This window comes from Pseudomonadota bacterium (assembly GCA_026388255.1).
Classification (GTDB): domain Bacteria; phylum Desulfobacterota; class Syntrophorhabdia; order Syntrophorhabdales; family Syntrophorhabdaceae; genus JAPLKB01.
In genome coordinates this window covers 25455-43377 of record JAPLKC010000037.1, presented here as the reverse complement: position 1 = coordinate 43377, position 17923 = coordinate 25455, and the positions used below count along the sequence as shown (strand labels likewise).

The 17923-nt window shown below is 46.0% G+C and carries 22 protein-coding genes and 1 pseudogene; 8 read left to right on the top strand and 15 right to left on the bottom strand.

Going from position 1 to position 17923, the window contains the following annotated elements; genetic code table 11:
• The 7 genes from NT178_04705 to NT178_04675 form a co-directional block, all read left to right on the top strand.
• The coding region (locus NT178_04705; GenBank protein ID MCX5811828.1) for a hypothetical protein at positions 1–335 on the top strand (335 nt) is incomplete at its 5' end.
• The gene (locus NT178_04700; GenBank protein ID MCX5811827.1) at positions 292–1323 is read left to right on the top strand and encodes a hypothetical protein; all 1032 of its coding nucleotides are present in this window, start codon (positions 292–294) and stop codon (positions 1321–1323) included. The genes NT178_04705 and NT178_04700, both read left to right, overlap by 44 nt.
• Positions 1320–1991 (top strand): hypothetical protein, encoded by a 672-nt coding sequence (locus tag NT178_04695; protein MCX5811826.1) that lies wholly within the window; start codon positions 1320–1322, stop codon positions 1989–1991. Before NT178_04700 ends, NT178_04695 begins: the two co-directional genes overlap by 4 nt.
• The gene (locus NT178_04690) at positions 1992–3185 is read left to right on the top strand and encodes an ABC transporter permease (protein ID MCX5811825.1); all 1194 of its coding nucleotides are present in this window, start codon (positions 1992–1994) and stop codon (positions 3183–3185) included.
• Entirely contained in the window at positions 3182–3919 is a 738-nt protein-coding gene (locus tag NT178_04685; GenBank protein ID MCX5811824.1) for an ABC transporter ATP-binding protein, read from the top strand. The genes NT178_04690 and NT178_04685 overlap by 4 nt, the downstream gene beginning before the upstream one ends.
• A gap of 228 nt (positions 3920–4147) precedes the next feature.
• Positions 4148–4822, top strand: coding sequence for a flavodoxin family protein (locus NT178_04680; GenBank protein ID MCX5811823.1), 675 nt, complete (start codon positions 4148–4150; stop codon positions 4820–4822).
• Between the two features lie 16 nt (positions 4823–4838).
• Positions 4839–5342, top strand: a complete 504-nt coding sequence (locus NT178_04675; GenBank protein MCX5811822.1) for a DUF6125 family protein — start codon at positions 4839–4841, stop codon at positions 5340–5342.
• A 78-nt stretch (positions 5343–5420) separates the two neighbouring features.
• Here NT178_04675 and ftcD read toward each other — a convergent pair whose 3' ends face one another.
• On the bottom strand, positions 5421–6317 hold the full coding sequence (gene ftcD / locus NT178_04670; GenBank protein MCX5811821.1) for a glutamate formimidoyltransferase: 897 nt from the start codon (positions 6315–6317) through the stop codon (positions 5421–5423).
• A 51-nt stretch (positions 6318–6368) separates the two neighbouring features.
• Positions 6369–7067 carry an MBL fold metallo-hydrolase gene (locus tag NT178_04665; protein MCX5811820.1) on the bottom strand — a complete coding sequence of 233 codons (699 nt, stop codon included), beginning with the start codon at positions 7065–7067 and terminating at the stop codon, positions 6369–6371.
• Between the two features lie 132 nt (positions 7068–7199).
• On the opposite strand from NT178_04665, the gene NT178_04660 reads away from it, so the two are divergent.
• The gene (locus NT178_04660; protein ID MCX5811819.1) at positions 7200–7805 is read left to right on the top strand and encodes a hypothetical protein; all 606 of its coding nucleotides are present in this window, start codon (positions 7200–7202) and stop codon (positions 7803–7805) included.
• A gap of 9 nt (positions 7806–7814) precedes the next feature.
• Here the strand turns inward: NT178_04660 and NT178_04655 are convergent, their stop codons facing one another.
• The 13 genes and pseudogenes from NT178_04655 to NT178_04595 all read right to left on the bottom strand — a co-directional run bounded on the left by NT178_04655 (position 7815) and on the right by NT178_04595 (position 17904).
• On the bottom strand, positions 7815–8777 hold the full coding sequence (locus tag NT178_04655; GenBank protein ID MCX5811818.1) for an alcohol dehydrogenase catalytic domain-containing protein: 963 nt from the start codon (positions 8775–8777) through the stop codon (positions 7815–7817).
• 233 nt (positions 8778–9010) lie between these two features.
• Positions 9011–9193: pseudogene (locus NT178_04650) on the bottom strand (Rdx family protein).
• Positions 9194–9456: 263 nt separating this feature from the next.
• Positions 9457–10683 carry a Tm-1-like ATP-binding domain-containing protein gene (locus NT178_04645; protein ID MCX5811817.1) on the bottom strand — a complete coding sequence of 409 codons (1227 nt, stop codon included), beginning with the start codon at positions 10681–10683 and terminating at the stop codon, positions 9457–9459.
• A gap of 66 nt (positions 10684–10749) precedes the next feature.
• Positions 10750–11445, bottom strand: a complete 696-nt coding sequence (locus tag NT178_04640) for an amino acid racemase (protein ID MCX5811816.1) — start codon at positions 11443–11445, stop codon at positions 10750–10752.
• A 130-nt stretch (positions 11446–11575) separates the two neighbouring features.
• On the bottom strand, positions 11576–12376 hold the full coding sequence (locus NT178_04635) for a methyltransferase domain-containing protein (protein ID MCX5811815.1): 801 nt from the start codon (positions 12374–12376) through the stop codon (positions 11576–11578).
• A gap of 42 nt (positions 12377–12418) precedes the next feature.
• Entirely contained in the window at positions 12419–13381 is a 963-nt protein-coding gene (locus tag NT178_04630; GenBank protein MCX5811814.1) for a dienelactone hydrolase, read from the bottom strand.
• Positions 13382–13457: 76 nt separating this feature from the next.
• Positions 13458–13712 (bottom strand): cytoplasmic protein, encoded by a 255-nt coding sequence (locus NT178_04625; protein ID MCX5811813.1) that lies wholly within the window; start codon positions 13710–13712, stop codon positions 13458–13460.
• A 118-nt stretch (positions 13713–13830) separates the two neighbouring features.
• Complete coding sequence (locus tag NT178_04620; GenBank protein ID MCX5811812.1) at positions 13831–14703, bottom strand: AraC family transcriptional regulator; 873 nt, start codon at positions 14701–14703, stop codon at positions 13831–13833.
• A gap of 30 nt (positions 14704–14733) precedes the next feature.
• Positions 14734–15126: a cupin domain-containing protein gene (locus tag NT178_04615; protein MCX5811811.1), complete on the bottom strand. Its 393-nt coding sequence runs from the start codon at positions 15124–15126 to the stop codon at positions 14734–14736.
• Between the two features lie 160 nt (positions 15127–15286).
• A complete protein-coding gene (locus NT178_04610) occupies positions 15287–15589 on the bottom strand; it encodes a type II toxin-antitoxin system RelE/ParE family toxin (GenBank protein MCX5811810.1) in 303 nt (100 codons plus the stop codon).
• On the bottom strand, positions 15586–15867 hold the full coding sequence (locus tag NT178_04605; protein MCX5811809.1) for a type II toxin-antitoxin system Phd/YefM family antitoxin: 282 nt from the start codon (positions 15865–15867) through the stop codon (positions 15586–15588). Before NT178_04605 ends, NT178_04610 begins: the two co-directional genes overlap by 4 nt.
• A 558-nt stretch (positions 15868–16425) precedes the next feature.
• Positions 16426–16779, bottom strand: coding sequence for a hypothetical protein (locus NT178_04600; GenBank protein ID MCX5811808.1), 354 nt, complete (start codon positions 16777–16779; stop codon positions 16426–16428).
• Between the two features lie 117 nt (positions 16780–16896).
• Positions 16897–17904 (bottom strand): MBL fold metallo-hydrolase, encoded by a 1008-nt coding sequence (locus tag NT178_04595; protein MCX5811807.1) that lies wholly within the window; start codon positions 17902–17904, stop codon positions 16897–16899.
• Positions 17905–17923 lie beyond the last annotated feature (19 nt).

Here is a 17923-nt window from a genome sequence, read left to right as displayed (position 1 = left end):
TCATGTCCGAGCCAGGCAAAAAGGTGCAGATTGGGAATGGCTATTATCTGATATATGGTTTTGATAAGAAACCAAAGCTCGGCACAGCGATCATGAAGGTGGAGATATTTACCAGGGAAGGTAAGAAAGATACCTCTTTCGAAGTGAAAGCTGATACTGATATGCCTTCCATGAGAGGCGCCCATGCAACGGGAGACCGGCCGTTTGTGCTTTCAAAGAAAGGGGACTATCTCCTGCCTATAAACATTGTCATGCCCGGGGATTGGGAAATTAAACTTACCGTCATGAGAGATGGAAAAGTCGTCGCAAGGGGCAGATACAATTTTAACGTTTAGAACCCTCATTATATGCGCAGTTCTTTTATTTGTTACTAATACAGTCCAAGCCGCGGATCAGCTTCTCTATTTCGAAGCCCAGGGTATTGCCGGCTATTCTTCCGAACTGAGAAAGCCGGTTTACTATTCAATGAACCCGGATGCGGAGATGCAGAAACCAAGTGTGGGCTTCGATTATTTAAAACGATTTTCCGGCGAGTCCGGAGATTGGGGCACCTTCGCCCTCCAGGCTCGTGCTGCTTTGACTATCAACGGGTTGGACGGGGCAAACGGCATAAAGTGGGAACCCCAGGTATATAACGCATATTTTAAAGTAAAAACTCCCGGGCCTTATGTATGGGTCGGGCATAACCGTCCTGCCTTCGGTCTCGGGTCCTACTTCGACAGCCACGGCCTATTGCTCCGCACCCTTGCTGTACAGGGCTTCGGATATGACCGTGACTGGGGCGGAGGGCTTTCCAAGGACTTCTCATGGGGAGATATTGCAGCCAGCCTTACCACGGGTTCAGGTATGCCCGTATATACGAAGGGCAATTCTATGGCTGCAGCAAGAATTTCATATGGAGTATTGAGTCAGGACAATTTCAACCTGGGTTTTTCCCTCGGTTACGGGAACACACTCGACACCATGGGTTACAACCTGTTGGACCAGAAACCCCAGGAGATGAGACTTGCAGGCGCTGACCTGACAATTTTAAGGAACAGCTTTGAGCACCGTTTTGATGTGCTCACAGGAACGTGGCTCAATCAGGATACTTACGCGCTCATGTACCGGTTGGGCTTCAATGTGGACCCTGAGGGAAGGCTTAAAATTGAAGCTCAGCCGACGTACTGGAAGTTCGGCGATGAAAAAAAATGGCAGGCGGCATTTTGCATTTCAAGTCTGGTCACCTCAAATCTGACAGTCCGCATGATGTATCAGTACGACCACAACAGAAGTGACAACAGTGTTGTTTTGCAATTTTATTTCTATATGCCGGTGATATGAATAGAAAAATAAAGGACTTTCCAATGATAAAACACATAGTTTTAGCTTTATTCCTTGTCTTTGCATTTTACACAGCAGTCTTCGGAGCGGTGGGTTGTGATCTGAACGATCCTGACCGCGATGTGGCAAGACTTTTCCCGGAATCAACAGGGTATAAGACGATCTACACCTCAATTCTGAAAAAGGGGGGCGAAACACTCCTTACAACAGTGGAAACGCGACTTGGAGTTAAATTCCAGGGCATTTATGAAACCATCGACGTCCCGTACACGATCTACGAGATCTTTACAAATAAAAAGAAGATCGGCTATATCCACGGGGTAAACCAGAAGGGCCAGTTCGGGGGCATCCAGGTATTCCTGGTGCTGAACCTCGAAGGAACCATCAGGGGCTTCTATATACAGAAAATGACGAGCCAGTATGCCGGAAAGCTGCGGGATCAGAAGTTCGGGAAGCAGTTCATAGGCCTGACAATCAAGGATTTCGCCAATTATGATGCGGTTTTAGGCAAGTCATCCGGAAAGGTAGATGCAATAAAGAATCCTGCGCCGGAGGCCGAGGCTGATTTCAGGGCAGCACTCAGGGCCACGAAAAAAAACCTTATCCTTATGGATGAGTTTGTTCTTTCCGCACAACCGGTCCAATCTTCCGAAGGAGGCACGAAATAAATGATCACCATATTTCAGGTAGCTTATAAAAATCTCTTCAGAAAAAAGGTGCGAAGCCTTTTGACCATGGTCGGCATCGCCCTTTCAGCGTGGGTCCTTGTGAGTTTACTGGGGTTCAACCGCGGCTACGAGACCTCTCTTAACAGGGATATTGACAACATGGGCTTCCAACTGATGATCATGGCCAAAGGCTGTCCCTATGAAGCTGCTACCCTGATGCTCAAGGGAGGGACAGGACTGCGCTATATGGACGAGTCCATCATGAAGGATATTATGAAAGAATCTGAAGTGGAAAAGATCACGCCGATCCTTATGTCAGCCGTTTTTGATCCGAATAAAGGGGCAAACGGGGGTATAGCCGGATACTTCGGGGTGGAACCCAAAAGTTTCGCCGAAATGAAACCCTTTCTCAAATTCAGACAGGGCAAGTGGTTTACTGATACAAACAGTCATGAGGCTGTCATGGGTTTTGAGGCGGCTGAGCTTGAACAGCGCGAAGTGGGCGATATGATCCTTATGCCGGAAAAGAACGTCCAGTTCAAGGTGGTGGGTATTTTAGACAGAACAGGCACGCAGGACGACGGAACAGTCTTTGTACCCCTCAATACACTACAGAAGATATTCAATAGACCCAACGAAATCACTACCATAGGCATCAAATTAAAAAAGGGTGTTGACAGCGGGCACCTTGAGGAAAAACTGTATAAGCTGCCTGATGTCCAGATAGTAAGTCTGGCCCAGGTGAAAGACACCATTATGAAGCTTATTTCCACTGCAAAGGTGATGGTGCTCTCCATAGCGATCATTGCTATTATGATAGCCATGGTCGGAGTAGTAAACACAATCCTCACGTCAGTCTGGGAAAGATTTCAGGAGATCGGTATTCTAAAAACCATCGGCGCCATGCCCTGGGACGTATTTAAACTGATCTGGATGGAAACCCTCATGCTTTGCGCAATAGGCGGCGTTCTCGGCATTATCTTTGCGCTTACACTTTCAAGGATAACGGATATAGTAATGCGCCGTATTCTGCCTTACGCCCCTGGCGGCGGTCTCGTACTCATTGATCTGAAACTTATTGTAATCACGCTGATTGGAATCCTTTGCATCGGACTCTTAAGCGGCATTTATCCCGCATGGAGAGCAGGCAGGATAAGGCCCCTGGAGGCAATCAGGGGGGAGGCAGGCAGATGAGCCAGAATGTGATAGAAGCAATAAACCTTACCAGAATCTATTCCCGTGGAGTCGAAGAGGTAATTTCCGTAAATAGCGTCTCTTTCCGGATCAACGCGGGGGACTTCGTTTCCATTATAGGGCCTTCGGGGTCGGGCAAAACCACACTGATCAACCTTCTCGGTTGTCTTGATAATCCCACGTCAGGGGAGCTTTTTCTCGATGGCCGATCAATCTTCGGTAAGAAAAAACGCCTTTCTGAACGTGAATTGACAAAAATAAGGAGAGAGACATTCGGCTATATCTTCCAGAATTTCTATCTCATCCCGACCCTGAATGTGTCAGAAAACGTGATGCTGCCCCTTACATTTTATCGTAAGCCGGGCACGGAGAAGGAAACGGAAAAACTGCTTGCCCTTATGGGCATAGACCACCGGAAGGATCATCTCCCGGGTCAGATATCAGGCGGCGAGATGCAGAGGGTGGCAATAGCAAGGGCCATGGTAAATAAGCCGAAAATACTCCTGGCCGATGAGCCGACTGGAAACCTTGATACAAAACGTTCCGAAGAAATTGTAAAGGTTCTTCAAGGACTCAGCAGGAGTGAAGGTCTGACAGTCATCATGGTGACTCATAATCAGGAATTGGCCCGCTATGCAGACCGTATGCTCGAAATGAGAGATGGACAGATTAGTGAGATTGCAGTTACGGCTCAGAATAGTACCCTGGAAGAACCAAAAACCGTGATAGCCTAACTGCGGAAAGTATTTTAATTTTTGGAGTTGCCTGCTACTCAAATATGGCGCCTTATTTTATTGCAATCACTTATATGCCGCGTTAAATAAAATAGCGCTTCAGCATTGTCTATGAAAACCCCGGTAAAGCATTAATCTTGATAATTTTTAGAAATTTGTATATACAAGGAGATGACCTGAAGATAGTATTGCCCGAAAAGCTAAATAATCTCTCAGGGGGCAAAACAAATGAAAATACTTGTCATCAATGGAAACGCAAAACAGGGAGGTTTTACAGCCGAAGCACTCGCAATTGTTTCATCTTACCTTAAAGCAAAAGATGTCGAGGTTCAAAATCTCCGTCTGGCAGACGCTGATATCAAAGAGTGTATAGGATGTTTTCAATGTTTGAAAACCGGCAAGTGTGCGCTGACTGATGATATGGATAAAATCAGGCAGGCAATGCTGGAAGCGGACGGTTTTGTAATCGGGTCGCCTGTACGTAACGGGCTTACCACGGCTTGCTACAAGCGTTTTTATGAACGTATAACCTATTTGCTCGGCTTTACCCTTGCACTTGAAGATAAACATACCCTCGCCATCTCCAGCGTGGGGTTTATGGGCGGAAAGACGGTAAATAAAAAACTGGTCGCTCTTCAGGATGTTTGCCACACAAGATTATCCGACTTTATTTTTTGCAAGGTCGGGATTCCGAACAAGGTCAGGGCTCCTGATATTGAATCGAGATTGGAAAAGGCGACGGAAAAACTGATTTATCGTATTAAAAACCGTTGTTCGAGGGGCATTTTTGAACGGATATTTTTTGCAGTGGACAGGATGGTCATGCGTAAATTTATATTTAATAAAAATCCCGAACAATATGATTATGTTATAGAATGCTGGAAAAAAAAGAACTATATGTAAACAAGGGGTATATTTTATGGACTTGGGAATACTTGAAAATCTGGAGAAGGAGGAGCTTAAAGGCTATCTTAAATTTCTGCTTTGGCACTATAGGGTAGTCGATGGCTTCTGGTTTCTCTGTGTGGAAGAAAAATATGACCGGGCAGCAGCGGAATATCTTGATGAGGCAGTCTGGGGAAAAATTGCCGGTATGTCGGCAAAGGATATCGTAAGCCGGTTTCACATCAAGGAAAAAGGGCTGAAAGGGTTTGCGAAGGCAATGCAGTTTTGTCCCTGGACAATGATTGTAGGTTATCTTGTTGAAGAAAAAGAGGACGAGGTTATTGTTTCCGCGCCCCGATGCGTTACACAGGTTGCGCGGGTAAAACGCGGTTTGCCTGAATTCTACTGCCGCGATATGCATCAGAGAGAATTTGAATCCTTTGCCCATGCAGTTGATAAGGGCATCAAAGTAGAGTGTATTTTTGCGCCGCCTGATCACCCTGCTGACTGCTTCTGTAAATGGAGATTCAGCATATAGGGATGGGGCCGTCTGCACAGCCTGTGTTTGTATAAAAATAAACTATGACGGCGACGGCGAGGATGATCCTGTGCCCTCTTACTCCGTGATCCTTGCTTCGAGCACCTGTTCTATCGTGAAATTCTCCAGCCCCATGTAATAAGAAGCAGCGTCAACCAATGCTTCCATCGGGGCAAGGCCTACAATCTCGCTTCCTGCGACATTGACGCCATATCGTTTTGCCTCGATCCTGATAAGTTCAACCACCCGGTAAAGCGGTGTTTTTGTAAAATCCGTCATATTCATGGAAACCTGGGTAATACCCCTTTCCTTCAGCGCAATACCGATGGCCTTGCAATGCTTGAGTCCCCCGCTTATATGCCTAACTGACCTTGCTATAGCATTTGCTATCTCAATGTTATCCGTATCGAGGTTTACATTGAAGGCAATAAGGGGCTTACGGGCGCCGATGGCAACCACCCCTGCTGTAGGGTGTATCCGGGCATCTCCGTAGTCAGGTTTCCATTCGGGCATCTTTATCTTTTCCGCCATCCCCTCAAACTGTCCTTTGCGTATGTCGGCCAGATTTTTTCTTTCCTGGTTTGCAGCAGAGGCTTCGTACAAAAAGACAGGAAGCCGGTAAGCTTCCCAGACTGCCTTTGCCGCCTCTTTTGAAAGCAGGACAGCCTCTTCCATGGTGACATGCTTTATAGGGATAAAGGGAATTACATCGACAGCGCCCATCCTTGGATGTTGACCCCGGTGTGTCCGCATATCTATAATTTCTACAGCAACGCCGACAGCGGCAACGACTGCAAGCATAAGGGGCTGCGGTTCGCCGACTACAGTGACAACAAGCCGGTTATGGTCTGCGTCTTTATGATAATCGAGAAATTTTACACCGTCAATTCCTTGAAATGCACCTGTGATCTTTTTTATTTTATCTGTGTCTCTGCCTTCACTGAAATTCGGTACGCATTCGATAATTTTATTCATCCTTTATCTCTCCTGTAATTATACAGAAAAATCGGTTAATTATCATGATTATTATAGGGTTATATACCCCATCTGACGCTGGGAATCTATACAATATTCCAGGTAATCCTTTACAACATTTTTCGGTCCGTAGGCGCCCGAGTGTCCGTCACAAAGGATGTCTGCATCAAGGGCAAGTAATTTATTGATAGACTCCATCCATGCAGCAGGATCACAGTCGAATTCCTTGAGAAGCGGTGCTGCAATATCCTGCGGAAAAAGAATCCTCTTACCGTCAATATTCACATAAACAGATATAGAGCCCGGTGTATGACCCGGTGTGCGGAGCCAGGATATTTGGTGCCTGCCGATTGTAATTATGCCTTTTTCGCCCATGAGCTTTGTGTCAACAGCGAGAGGCTGAAAATTAATATTAAAGCAAAGAGCTGCCGTTAGTCTCATATCTGCTCTTTCAACGATCTCTGAATCCAGGGCGTGCATGATAAGACGTGTACCGAAGTGTTCACGAAAGGCGCCGGCGCCTCCGATATGGTCAACATGACAATGAGTCATTATCATGGTGGAGATATCTTGAGGCCTGAAACCTGCCTTTTCAATATTGTCAATCAATTTGTCAAAACCCTCACCTGAACCGATATCTATCAAAACAAGTTCACCAAGGTCCAGAAGATATACGGCACAATCTTTCGCAGATGTAAGATCAGCCCCGCCTATCCGGTATATCTCTTTTGTTATTTTTTTCGGTTCCAATAGAAAAATCCCTTTTTGTACTTATCATAAAACCTGCTGTTGAACAACTCATATTTCCGCATCGGGCGTTCAACAAGAAATTCTGTTTATGATCCCCAACGTATCTGTTATTATAAAGTCTGTGAAAAACCTATGAACACAGTCGACCTTGACCCTATTAAAGAACTTTATGACCTGTGGAATCCTGTTTATCCTTATTTAATGAGGCATATAGAAGAAATCTATGGCCGCAGGCCCGGGGATATCCTTGAAATGGGTCCTTTCTGCGGGGTTGTATTTTCTATGCATACTCACGGGATCGGCGACTCCTTTTCGATTGCAGCATTTCCGCCGGACATGGGGGACTTCTTCCGTAAAAAGGCGGAAAAGCATAAAATTGACAATGAGATACGGGTTGTTGAGAGCAATGCCTCGCTAATGGGGATCGCAGGGCATTCGATTGATCTGGTAATATTTCGGGGCGCATTATTCTTTCCGTCTCTCTTCAAGGTTGATTTTTCAGCAATATACAGGGTTTTAAGAAAAAACGGGATTGCAATGGTAGGCGGCGGTTTCGGAAAATATACCCCCAAAGAAGTGATTAATGTAATTGGGGAAAGGTCACGCGAACTCAATTTAATGATCGGTAAAACTGAGATAACGGCAGACAGATTGCTTGAAGACATAGGCACCGGCAAGATACCCGGACATGCTGAACTTGTTACCGAAGGGGGATTATGGGTAATTATAAAAAAATAGCCTGATTGCTTAACTGAAGTCCAGAAGTACTTTAAGCGCTTCTCTTGATCTTGCCTTTTTAAAGGCTGCCAATACCATGTCCGGTTTGTAAGTCGCACTTATAAGAGGCTTTACGTTTATAAGCTTTTTTGCCATTGCCCGGAGCGCCGGTTCAAAGGGTCCGCAACGTGAGCCGATAACCTGTATTTCATCAATCACAACAGGTGCAAGGTTCATCTCTTTTCCATATGCAACGGTGGTTTTCAGAACGATTGTCCCCCTTGGTTTCACCAGTTTAAGGGCAAAATCAAAACCGTCTGCAGAGCCTGTTGCCTCCACAACAACATCGTATTCCTTTCTGATGTTTAAGTCCTTGAGATGAATAGTCTTTACGTGCTGTTCCCGTGCGACCTGCAATTTTTTTTCATGCCTTCCGGCAAGTGTTACATCGGCCTGGGTAAGATTGAGGGCAAGGGAGACGAGTATTCCCAGTTTTCCATCTCCGAGGATAATAATCCTATCTGTTGGTTTTATATGAAGCTGTTCCAATATCTCAAAGGCAGCCGCCAAAGGCTCGGCAAATACAGCTTCTTCATCGGAAAGGTTGTCCGGCACTTCCAACAGATTGTCTGCCGGCAGCGTTATGTACTCGGCAAAGGCCCCGTTTTTACCTGAAATCCCCATTGTCTTCCGGTCAGGGCAGTGCTTTTGAAGACCCTTCATGCAGTAATCGCAGACACCGCAGTCGCAATTAATTTCTCCGACCACCCTTTTTCCGACTAAATGGCAGCTTTTGCTATTCACATTTTCAACAACCCCAACAAATTCGTGCCCCATAACACCCTGAAATCCCAGATAGCCCTGCATGATTTCAAGGTCGGTATTGCAGATACCTGCCAATGTTACCCGTATCAGGGCCTCTCCCTCCTCTGGTATGGGGGCGGGGTAGTTCTTAACATACTTCAGCTTTCCGTCATAAATTATTGTTTTCATCTTTTTATCAAAGTGACTTAACCGGCCCGTCAATAAACAGGTTGAGTTCTTCACGAGCATAAAGGGACCCGCAAGCGAATACCCCGACCTCCCCTTCTCGTATGCTGTGCGAGTTAAGAGAGACTTCTCATATACCACATCGTTTCACAGAAATAAAGAGGGCTTTTTATACACTATTATTTGCCCTTCTTTCCTTCTACACCTCGACTTTACTTACGGCTTCCTGTTAAAAGTCAGCCTATCTCCTGGTCGATCAACCTGGAGATTTCTCCCTTGTCAGGGAATCGCTGTCCCTTAATATTTTGTTTAGAGTAGATCAACTTGCCGTTAAACTTTACATCGAAGATGCCGCCGCCGCCTTCGATCAATTTAATAATTGAATCAGGATATTTTGACTTCAATTCCGCTTCCACCCTGGAAGCTTGAGGAAGAAAGTTTCAAGCAGCACAATATTCAATAAAAATGTTCATAACGCCTCCTTTTGTCTATGAATCATACAAAAAGTGTTATCCATCAACACGGAATAATTTGATACCTATCTCCATGTTCAGTCATCTGTCTTCTGCGCAATCATTCCTTACCTTAGTCACCTGTCACCCCCCCCCCTATGGAGCCGGCTTTGTCACGTTAGCCAACTACGTCCTTCTGGACTGCTACGAGGGAGAAAGAGTCCTCCGGGTCAGGCACTGGCTTGTTTAATAAGGGCCAGCATCATTTCAACCGCCCTGGTTGCGAACTCCGGATCGTTGATATTGTTGTCCATCTCGACTACTTCAATACCTTCCCTGAGGTTTGCCTTGATGGCGTCGAACATTGCCTTATCGGCATCGCGGTCGCAGAACGGCTGATTGTCGCTATCGAGCATGGATACCCCGTTGAGAGGGATGAGAAATGCAACCGGCCCCTTGGCAACGTTCGCCTTTTCCGCGAATACTTTTCCCATTTTCTCATTCTCTTCTTTGTCGGTACGCATCAGGGTAACTGATGGAGTCCATTCGTAGAATGTGCGGTTTCCCTTCTTGTATTTTTCGGGCACTGTGTCCATTCCACCGAAATTGGCCATGTCCACGCATCCCGGTACGATGAGGTGCGGTATTCCCATTTGTCCGGCAGCATCGAGTCGTTCGGAGCCGGCATCGAATACCCCGCCGCAAACAGTGTCTGCCCATTCCGTTGTTGTGATATCCAGAACAGCGTCAACCAAACCTTCCCTCACGAGGCTTTCCATCGTCTTCCCGCCGGTTCCGGTTGCGTGGAAGACAAGGACCTCGTATCCCTCGTTCGAAAGATTTGCCATGCAGGCGTTTACACAGGGAGTCGTGTTGCCGAACATAGATGCGGCGATGACCGGCTTGTCTTCTGAGCTTTCGGGGATATCGGTTTCCACCATGCCGCAAATCGCACCGGCGGCGCGTGAGAAAACGATGCGGGAGATGCGATTAATACCGGCCACGTCGACGATGGAGGGGATCATCGTGATATCCTTTGTTCCCACGTAAACTCCGACATCGCCTGATGCAGTTGTAGAGACACAGACCTTGGGTACGCCAACCGGAAGGACACGCATGGCTGAAGTCACAACTGCTGTTCCTCCGGTGCCACCCATACCGATGATACCGTCAAACATCTGCTTATCATAAAGCGATTTAACTATTGCTGGTGCACCCGCACACATAACCTTCATTGCCTCGCCACGGTCTTTCCGCTCTCTAAGTTGTTCAAGACTGCCGCCGCCGGCCTGTGCGACATCATAGGCCTGTACGTCCACAGGGAAAAGGTCGGTTGAACCCATTGTGCCTGTGTTGACTGTGAGTACCTTATGTCCTCTGGCAAGTATTTGCTTGCGAACGAAGGCATACTCCGCACCTTTGGTGTCAAAGGCCCCGATCAAACATATCGTTTTCATTTTCTCTCCTTTCTTCTTTCTCAAAGGCACTCTCTTCTGTGATGCACCTTGAGGCCATGTCGGTCACTATTGCAATAGCCTTGAAACCACAGATTCAACATGAAGCTTTGTCGTGTCCAGAAAAGGGATGCCCTGGTCTTCAGTACCTCGCATGATCAGTGGTAATTCCGTACCACCCAGTATCAAGCCATCTATCTTTTCCTCGACCCTCAATCGACGGGCTATCGATAATAAGCCCTCTCGCGTCTCAGACAGCAGAATCCCGTTCACCAATTCACTCATATATTTGTCATGAATGTAAGCTTGCTCTTCAGTACCCGGCAGGACCAAGGTTATCCCTGCTCTGTCAAGTACATCAGAATAGAATCGCCCCTGCATCGTGAAACGGGTGCCGAAAAGTCCTACACGCTTTAGCCCCTGCTTCTTAGCGGCCCGGCAGGTTACTTCGACAATACTGATCAAGGGTATCGGCGATTGTGGAAGAAGCGCATCAAATACAACATGTGGCGTGTTGGAGGCCAGGAGGCCAAAATCGGCTCCAGCAAAGGCCAAATTCCTGATTTCTGCCAGGAGATAGGTAGTGACGTCCGCCAAATTGTTCACCTCTATCAGATCCAGCATCTTTTTCATGTCAATACTGTTGATAACGATTTGGGGGTAGGTGCCATCGAGTTCTTGTTGGCGATACAATTGGATTATCAATCGATAGTACTCAACGGTTGACTCCGGTCCAATCCCCCCGATAATTCCGACTGTCTTCATGTTTTACATCCTCTTCGAGTAGTGTTCAGTTTTTATATTATTTCCCTGTAGCCATTTTACACTTTCTTATTTCATTAGTCGAGAGTATCCATTATTTTGGGACAATATGTGATTTGCTGCAAGCCGTTAATTAGAGGGCATATGCCTCGACCTCCAGACGGACCATTTTAACATGTGTATTGCCGTGAGCATCAGCCGGATGTGTTGCAGCATAAGCCTCAATCAGTTCCCCAAGAAAAGCATCGCGCAGTTCGACAGGTAAGCAGTCTGTATAGGGGAACCAGGTTGTGCGCAGCCAACCCATAAGGCCCTTTGCTCCGTTGTGTTGCATATCTTTCAATATCAGTTCAACACGTGCGGAACTAAAACCGCTCTCCAAGAGCCAATCTTCATAATCTTCAGGTCCGTAGAAGTGGTAGGGCGCCGCGAAGACCTCAAAATATAGCTTCCATTGGGGGCGCTGTATGATCTCTCGAATGGCACTGAAGACTTCGGCTGCGTTGCCGCGACCGCCCATTTGAAACAGGATTTTACCGCCGGGTTTGAGACATGAATGCACGCCACGAAGAACAGCGATATGGTTTTCCACCCAATGAAGAGCAGCGTTTGAAAATGCGACATCGAATCTTTGGGAAAGGTGAATCTCTGTTGCGTCCATTTGGAGGAAGGACAGGTTGGGGTTTGTTGTTGGTGGAAACCGCTCTGAGGCACGATTAATCATGCTTTCCGATGAATCTATGCCAAGAACATGTCCATTTTTGACAACATGTGCAAGTTGGGCGCTGATCTTCCCGTCCCCGCACCCGATATCGAGCAGATATTCGGAACCCTTCAAGTCGAGTTTTGCAATAAGCTCATCAGCCCATTGTAGCTGAACAGAGGAGTTATTTGCATAATCATCGGCATTCCAGTTGTGCTTCACCAGCCCCATCGATCTCTTTCCCCTAATATAACAGTTCACCGGAAGCCGGATTTACCGGCAATTGGCTGCACCCGGTTCTTCGGCAGATAGTCTATTCAGAAAAGACAACATTTTTTCATTAGAATCAATCCTTGCTTTTCGGTTGCCTTCCTCGGTGCCGCCCATCATGTAATATTCCGTCATCGTATGCCCTGCATTATCGTATGTTATATGTTCGTACATGTAGCTGAACCTTTGATCTCTCAAGGTGCGTATAATCATATCGCTCATTTCAACGGAAGGCCACATGTGGTCATCCCTCGCGGAGAAAAGCAGGATCGGCCCTTTGATCCTGGTCACCGGAATCAAAGCTCTTCTAACGGCTTCCTGTTGTTTCAGAGAATTACGATAAATACTAAGAACATTCTTTGGATCAGAGAGATTGCTGAGATCATACGGGACAAAAGGAATCTGCTCACCCATGTACTTCCAGCTTGATCCGGGAGGCCAGTAGTCCTTTGGAATCCCCTGGAATACGACTGCGCTGGGAACAAAGGCGACAAGGCCTGAGATCTCCGATTTTCTTGAAGCAAGCAGCAAGGCAAGCTCGGCGCCCTTGGACTCCCCGATGACGACAATTCTACTTCCTTGAGTATATTCGCTTTTTTTCAGCCACTCAATTGGCTGGTCGAAGTATTCAAGGGGGATCATGTCCAGGTATTCCGGTGTGCGCCTGGTTTTGAAGTATGCCAGAGCCAGCGCCGGGAAACCTTTCTCTGCAATATATTTGGCGCGACGGCCTGGAATGCCACCATCGGATCCGCCCAGGACGAGAACCGCCAGCTTCTTCGGACACCCCTGAGGAGGGTAGAATTCCCCATCAAAATCAACTCCCGGGACCATTGACCCTGTTGTTTGTATATTTTCTTTCTTAGTGGGCACCGATTCGCCGCCCTGTGCTGTGTAACAACTCCCCGCAATAAGGCTCAGGGCTAATAGTCCCCAGGCCATTTGCACAATCAATCGGTTCATCATTCCTCCTCTTAATTACCGTGACACCCGCAAGCGGGTGCCCGTCCGTCCCCTCTCACCCGCGATGTGGGATTGATATTCATCTTTCCTCATCTTTGAGAAACAATTGATGGTATTCAGGCTCAGTCAGATATTTTTTCAGCATTTTACCTGTAATCTCAAATACATCAGTTAAATCGTCATCGGTCATCCGTTTCAGAATTGTTTTCATCAAATCGTCATCCGAAAATTTCTGCAGGTACAGTTGAACAGTGTTCTCGTCGGATTGCCTGTCCAGACCATATCCCGCAAAACCTTCAAAAGTTTCTACAAAACTATGGGAGTGCTTTGTCATAACGATCTCCTATTCTCTATTCATTTTTAAATTCATAAAACTTCTTATCGAATTCCTCAGCTTTCATATATCAATCTCCTTTTTGCGGGATTGTCTCATAGAGATTATTCCGATTCTGTCACCCCTGTAAGCTATGACCCCCGACCGATGTTTGCCTGCAATCTTTTCTCACATTGTGGAGATAACCTCCAGGAGTGATTCCTGTTACTCGCTTGAAAAAACGGGTAAAATGACTTTGATCGACAAACCCCGTGTCAAGAGAGACATCGGCTATATTATGCCCTTCCGAAAGAAGCTCAAGTGCCTTCCTGATTCTTGTCTGAACAAGATAGTCGTGAGGGGAAACGCCTGTCTTTTCAAGAAACAAGCGTTGAAAATAAAACGGGCTTAAGCAGGCCACTCTTGATATTTGTTTCAACGACAAATCTTGTGCGTAATGCATCCTGATGAATTCGCAGGCCCTATTAATTGCATCACCATGTGAACCCGCTTGAAAAGGAATGGGTGGTTTATTCCCGTATTGCATAATAAGTGCTGAAAGTAATGAAACCAAGACCGATTCCTTCTCCAGAGCTGAACTTGTATTCTCAACAAGTGAAAAGAAGAGGCGAAATTTTGAACCCAGCTCTCTATTGTGTATGAGAATACTTTTGAAATACGGGACATCGTGCGTCTTCCCGGATATTTGTGAGGCAATAGCCTTCATGCTTTCCGCTTCAACGCAGATAACGAAGTAACTGTGTTCTTCATACTGGGATTTACACGCGTGGGATATCCCCGGATTGATAACAAACAGACTGTTTTCCGGAACAACGATCGACGTACCTCTCTGGCATATGACCCGTGCCCCTTTCTGTATAATGCCAATACAGAATCTGTTGTGCACATGACGACGGAATTCATTGGCCACGTTAACGCCATGAACAGCTTGTACGTACTGCAAACCTCGTGGATTGAAGAAACGAATGATTTGTTGGTTTCTTCTCCTCATTTGCTGCCTACCTCTCTTTGTTTATAGTCTTTACACTAATGCAGGGAAGAACTTTGCAAGCAGAATCAGGCCGTTTTCCCCCGCCATTACTTTATGTTTCGTACCCTTTGGAATTATCCCCATTCGTCCTGGATGGTACGGTGTCTCTTTTGACTCCAAAACGAACTTGCCATTACCCTCTATGACTTCATGAAGCTCCCACTGGTTCTCGTGAGCATGTTCTTCCAAAATAGCGTTGGGATCGATCCTTACCATATGGCAACTTAGCATACCTTCAGTATCAGTGCCTTTGACGATATGTTTTAAAAAGACGCCTTTGAATACAGGATGCTGATTCCATGGAATTTCTCCCATCATTTCTTCCCTGTCCATATATGTTGCGGACCCATTCGCCATACATGCCACAATCTCTCTTGTTTCCATATAATCTCCCTTCATCGTTAAATGTATTTAGACCGCCGTGCCTTTATGAAAGAAGCATAACCCATGAAATAATACCTGTATTGTATAATGTTGCCATTTTTCGGCTTATATAGCAGTCAGCGAGAAGCCTGCTTTCAGGCCGGTTCGCTGCATGCACTTGTTACCCGATGTCATTTTCGGGTCCATCAGGCAGCTGAGCGCTATGCCATACAGCAATGATCCACACGGTGGTGCTATCTTTGATCCTATAGAAAAAACGATAAGGCCTCACAATCAATTCACGAAAAGGGAGATCTGAAAACTCGGGAATGAGTCTCCCTGATTCTGAGAACTTCTTCAAGCGAGAGAGAGCCTCCTCAGCCTTTTTGCGAAAATCTACTGCCGCCGAAGGGTTATCCCGGTAAATATAAGCAATTGCTTCAAGAAACTGGCGGCGACCTGTAGGAGTGAAAAGAACTTTCAAGGCTTTGAACTCTCAAGAAAGCGGTCGGCCTCTTTCAGGACATCTTCAAGTTCGTAGCCGATGCCTGCCTCTATTTCTTTCTCGCCTCTGGCCAATAAGTGCAAAACATCCATTTCGTGTTGTGAGTTCTCATAGACTTCCATACTGACCATGACTGCCGCCGCTCTCCCGCGTTGGGTAATAAAAACAGGTTCTCTCGAAGATGAGATGCTTTTGACAACATTACTTGCGTTTTGTCTAAGATCGGAAATTGGTATAATTTTGGGAGCGTTTGTCATTAGTAGTACCTCCTATAATAGTATTAATAGTACTACTAAAAGATGTTTTCGTCAAGAATCTGTTTCATAATTTACGGGTAACACCAACGTCAGCCAGAGGCAGATGCCTTTTCCTGCCGATTGGCTCCAGCGATTCGTTGGAACTATTTTTTTGCTTTTATCGGTTTTTCCATGTTTTTTTTATTATATCTTCTATTTCTTTTTTTGTCGTTATTCTTTTCTCAACTTTCAATAAGATGAAAACCCACCATTTTCAAGAACCTTCTTATTCTGCTTTCATGTACTCCAAAAAAGACATTTTTCAAAAAGTTTCCATACTTACATTCAAATTGAATGTAAAATATACTTAATTGCCCAAACCAAAGCCTGTATTGCCTTTACAGAGTTTTCTCTCTTTGCTCTAAATGTTAGAGCAAATGCTACAGACACAGTGTCTGAAAAGTCTCATTATTGAAGATTTATGACTGTTACTTTTACTTCCAGCCATCCGTTTAATTGAAATATTGAAGGATGTTCCCACGTCCCCTTTTCAGTGCATCTGGTATCGAGCTGAAACTTCTAAACAAAACCAATCACCATCAGAACGACGGATGCAACGCTTAGCGTTGCGCGCAAAATATTTGCGATTTGCAGTTTCCGGCGTTCCTCCCTTAGTCGAGACACATCGCTGCTTTCTATGGCATCAACTCTCGCATAAATCGGAAGAGTGGTGGCCTTTGAGACAATCGAGGTTATCACCCACAGGACAAGTCCAGCCGTGAACCACCTATTGCTGAAACCGTAGTAGATAAAATAAGGCACCATGCCGACAAACGTAATGCTGGATATACCGATAGCATAAGGTGACCTCAACGCACGTGTCTTCAACATGGTCAAAAAACGTTTGAACATGGCTTCGTCCAAATCATTCATAACCCCCTGTATTACCCCCGCAACAAATATAACAAAACCGGCACAGAGGGCCGTAGGGACAAGAAGTAGGATTTCAGCAAAAGTTTGAGTCATAATGTTGTTCACAGTGTTTTTCCCCTACTTTCGAGGAGACTCAATAATCGAGACGCCGCTGTCGTCTATCTTGAAGCCTATAAGGTCCGCACCAACCACAACTGGCCCATCGTATGTCTTACGTGTCGCAGCCAACAGTTCTTCAGGTGTAGGGAATGGAATACCTTCCTTAGGAAGGCCTGACAATACTAAATGTGTGTAAACAGCCAGTTTTGGCCGACTAGCAGTGAACAACTTTCCTGCTAATTCCGGTGAAATGTGGTGTTCATATATTGCCTTATAGGCAGGGAACTTGGCAAAGAGCTTTTCGGGAATCATAGCAACTTCGCAGATGAGCAGGTCAGTGCCACGAGCCGCTTTCTCAAGGTTTACGCTATATCGGGTATCGCCCGAAATTACCACTGAGTGGTTTTTGTAGGTGATTTTGAAACCGTAGCAAGGTTTAACGAGGTCGCCATGATCTACCTCAAAGGTGGTCACAACAACACCATTCTTTTCATATACAACACCCGGCTTAAAATCGTGCGCATCCACTTGTATACCTACCAAAGGGTTCTTCTCATCCTCGAGACGAATGCGGCGGTCTTCAGAGAATGCTTCCCATAGATTAGCCATCATTTTCTCTGTTCCTGGAGGACCATAGATCAAAAAAGGTTTTTTCCGACCACCGAAGGGGGTTTGTATCCATCCACTTAGCCAGAGGTCAGAAAGGCCATTAATGTGATCTGAGTGCAGATGTGTAAGGAAATGTGCATCGATGCTGCCAAGAGGAATCTGCTTCTGCCACAGACGGATAGTAACGCCTCGCCCCATATCAAAGACGAGCCGCTGCCCCCCTGCTTCAACTAAGGTACTGTTCCCGAAGCGGTCGGGAGAGGGTACCGGCATCCCGGTGCCAAGCAGGGTGACTGAAAAATCATCCGCTGACAGTGCTGGAGCGGAAAGGGAAAGGGAGAGACATAACAGGCCTATTATCGTCAAAGATCTAATTCTTCCGGAAGTTCCTTTAAAGAAGTTTCTGAACGTTATCATTTAATTCCTCCTGTTTGAA